This window comes from Mesorhizobium sp. M7A.F.Ca.CA.001.08.2.1, assembly GCF_003998455.1.
Classification (GTDB): Bacteria; Pseudomonadota; Alphaproteobacteria; order Rhizobiales; family Rhizobiaceae; genus Mesorhizobium; species Mesorhizobium ciceri.
Map to the genome: position 1 here is coordinate 1 of NZ_RZPW01000721.1, position 3160 is coordinate 3160.

At 52.9% G+C, this 3160-nt stretch carries 1 protein-coding gene; it reads right to left on the reverse strand.

Going from position 1 to position 3160, the window contains the following annotated elements; all coding sequences use genetic code 11:
• On the reverse strand, positions 1–3123 hold a 3123-nt coding region (locus EN914_RS29675; RefSeq protein ID WP_206527270.1), incomplete at its 3' end, for a hypothetical protein.
• Between the last annotated feature and the right edge of the window lie 37 nt (positions 3124–3160).

A 3160-nucleotide genomic window follows, 5' to 3' on the forward strand; every position in this document is an offset into this window, starting at 1 on the left:
AAGAAGGTCCATGCCACTGGCCGCATCCGTGCCAGCCCGACCCACAAATACGTTGGGACTGGAGGTCGAGTTGAATTCGCTGTTGTCGTAGGGAGACTCATCCAGAAACCAACCTATGCCGCTAGCCGTCAAATCAAAGTCCATCCTCGAACCTACGGTCCGAGCAAGCCATGACGGTGGCAAATCAGCAAGGCCAACTTCTATCCGGTCAAGTGCCTCTTTCCATTCGGAACTCAGATGGTCTGACCACAGATCTTCACCGGCACGCACGATCTCCGATGTGTCTGCGAGAGCCAATGACGAGTCAGCTAGATCTTGACCGCCGCTCAAAGCTGCCGTCAGAGCTGACTGAGTGGCCTGAAACACATCCAATCCGTTAACCTGGAATTTCTCGACCCGATAAACTAATGCGATAGGATTTCCAAAATAATCTACCTCCCATCCGTTCGCTATTTGCTTCCATGTAAGGCGGGTGATATTCGAATAATCCACAATCATATTCAGCGTATCGTTTTCACCAAGTCCACCGTCTACAATAACGGCATGGGAGAAAGGAGTTACCGTGTCCATGATCAGGGTCTCATCCCCCTGACCACCTAGCGAAAAGCTACTCAACTGCGTGAAATGCACAGTGTTATTGCCTTTGAGACCGACGGCGATCGTAAGTGGATCTAGTGTGAGCTCACCCTTATAGATCGTACCGTTCTTGAGAGACTGTGCTAGCCCGGTGTCTTTAAACGGGCTGTCTGGGTCTCTCGCAAATGTGACAAGCTTTATTACGCTGTCCAAATAGTTCTGCTCGTTGTGCTGGCCGCCAAAGAAACTTGGCGGATCGATGACGGGAGCGTCGGTTTGTATGAAGACCTTAGTCCCCAGCTCCCACTTTGGTTCCATTTGATATACTATGCTCGACAGCCCGACATCGTACAATATATCAGAGAGACTTTTTGCCAAATCAGGAAGGGCACTTCTTGGCGAAAATTTGGTTAGATAACTAAGCGACGGAACAGGATCGAGGGTATGATCAAAGATTAGTATCCTTTGATCTTTTGGATTTGTCTCTGCTTCTGCTCCAGGAGAGCCTATGGAAATTCCCCGAACGTCGTACATCGATTCTGGCAAATCGTTGAGAATGTAGTGTACAATAGCCGCACCCAAACTGTGTCCAGCAACTATGACCTTCGTATTAAGGTGATCGTTTAGGTAACTCTTTATACCTTCTATTAACGGTTTAAATTTTGCATAGTGCGTCTTGAAGTTGAGATAATCGTTCAGATCAGCCAACTCATCTGAGCCTCGGACAACGATCGCTAGCGTGTTGCTACCGCCCACATTCCCTGTAAGGACAAAAGCGTTTGCCTCCGGGCCCTCGGGACTCTGCGCGCGAGAAATGGCTTGGTAGTGCCCACCTAAAAATGAAAATTTGATATCCCCATTGCCATAGTCTTCCGGGAGCATGCCAAGTTCAATAGCAGAAACAGCATGCCATCCTCGACCTTGCGCATCGAGAACTGGCCCTAGAGTTCTGGTCAAAAGTTGAACTTGATTGGCCTCGTACGCGAGTGGATCTGGTGGATCTAGTTTACTCCTTTCAGGTCCATAGCTCTCTACGAGAAGCTGCAACATCTCCGTTTCCAGACTTCCCGCAGTTAGACTTACGACTTTCTTCAAATTCTGCGCAAAAACTGCTCTCTCAATGCTCTCGGTGTTGATATCGACTTTTGGATAGCCACTCCCGACAACTGTCGCGATAGTCGTTCGCGTATCGTCCCAAGTCTTCCCGTACGTCACCTTGACGACATAGTCATCCGGTGAGCCCGGGAGCCTTATCGTGTCGACTCCCGCACCTCCATCGAAGGTCTGCGTGAAGTCGAATGAGAGCGAGGAGGGAAGAGTAACGTCATCGTTTCCGCGAAGCCAATCGTATTGGTCAGCGCCCCGCGCAATCGCTTGCGCCTGACTGCCAGTTAAGTTGTTGAAATCAACTCTGTCCCAACTAGGGGTAAAGAGCAGCGAGCCATGCTGCAATGCAATGCCTTTTGGGGTGCCTCCTAAGAAGATTGGCGCATTTGGACTGTCTGGCACAGATGGCCGAGTTATGCCCGACCACACGGCGTAATCGGCTCTCAGGTCAATTAAGCTGTTGACGCCGGTGCGCAATCCGGTGAGCGGATCGAACAGGGTGGCACTCGAAGTCAAATCGTCAATCGCCCAATTGTAGGTCGGCGATCGCGCGCCAACCGGATGCTGCAATGAGGTTTCGACCTGCGCGATAAGCGCCTCCACGTCAAACGCGAGAACGGCGCCGTTGCCGGTGTATGTGCCGTACAGATATTTGCCGTCTGCGGAGAGCGCAACGCTGCTGCCAAAGGCGTAAGGGATCATGCGCGTTGCAGCCACCAGACCCTTCGGGCCGGTCATGTCAGAGTAAAGCCCGAACGGATCACGGATGATACCGATGTTACTGCCGGCCGGCTCACTCGGGTTGGCGTCGGGATCGTGAGAATCGACGCCTTGAACAAATCGGTTGTATCCGTAAACGAACCCATAGCGGAGATCGCCGGTGAACACGACGTCGCTGGCGTTGTTGACGTCAAAGCTGTCAATGTTATCTGGTCCGAATGGCGAATCCAGCGTGATCGAAATATTGCCGTGCAGTTTCCAGGTGCTGCCGTCCTTTTTGAGCATGATCAGCCCGGTGCCGTCCGACGACCGATCGGTCACCGCGATGAGTTCCTCCCCTTCCGGTCCGACAAGCGTCCGGACGGCGAATAATTCCTCAAGGCCCGGCGCGCTAAACTCGGTGGAATGTACTTGCGAGAAGATCGGCCCGACCGCACCGGCTGTCGCGACGAGGGCATTCACGTCGGGCAGGTCCACAATAATCAGCTTGCCGGGTGCCGTTGCAGTGCTGGTGCCTGTGAGAAACCGGTTAGGCGCGGCGACGACGAGTTGGCGCCCATCCGGCGTGAGCTGCAAGTCGCGCAGGCCGAAGTGTTGGGGCACGCTGCTGCTCATATCGGTGACGTCTTTCACGACAATGGTGCCGACATGCTTGTTGTAGGTGCCAGACGTCGGGTCCACATCGATGACGTAGATCGCACCACTATTCATGTCACTCACGTAGGCCCATCTATCCGAAGCATCGATAGCGATGTCC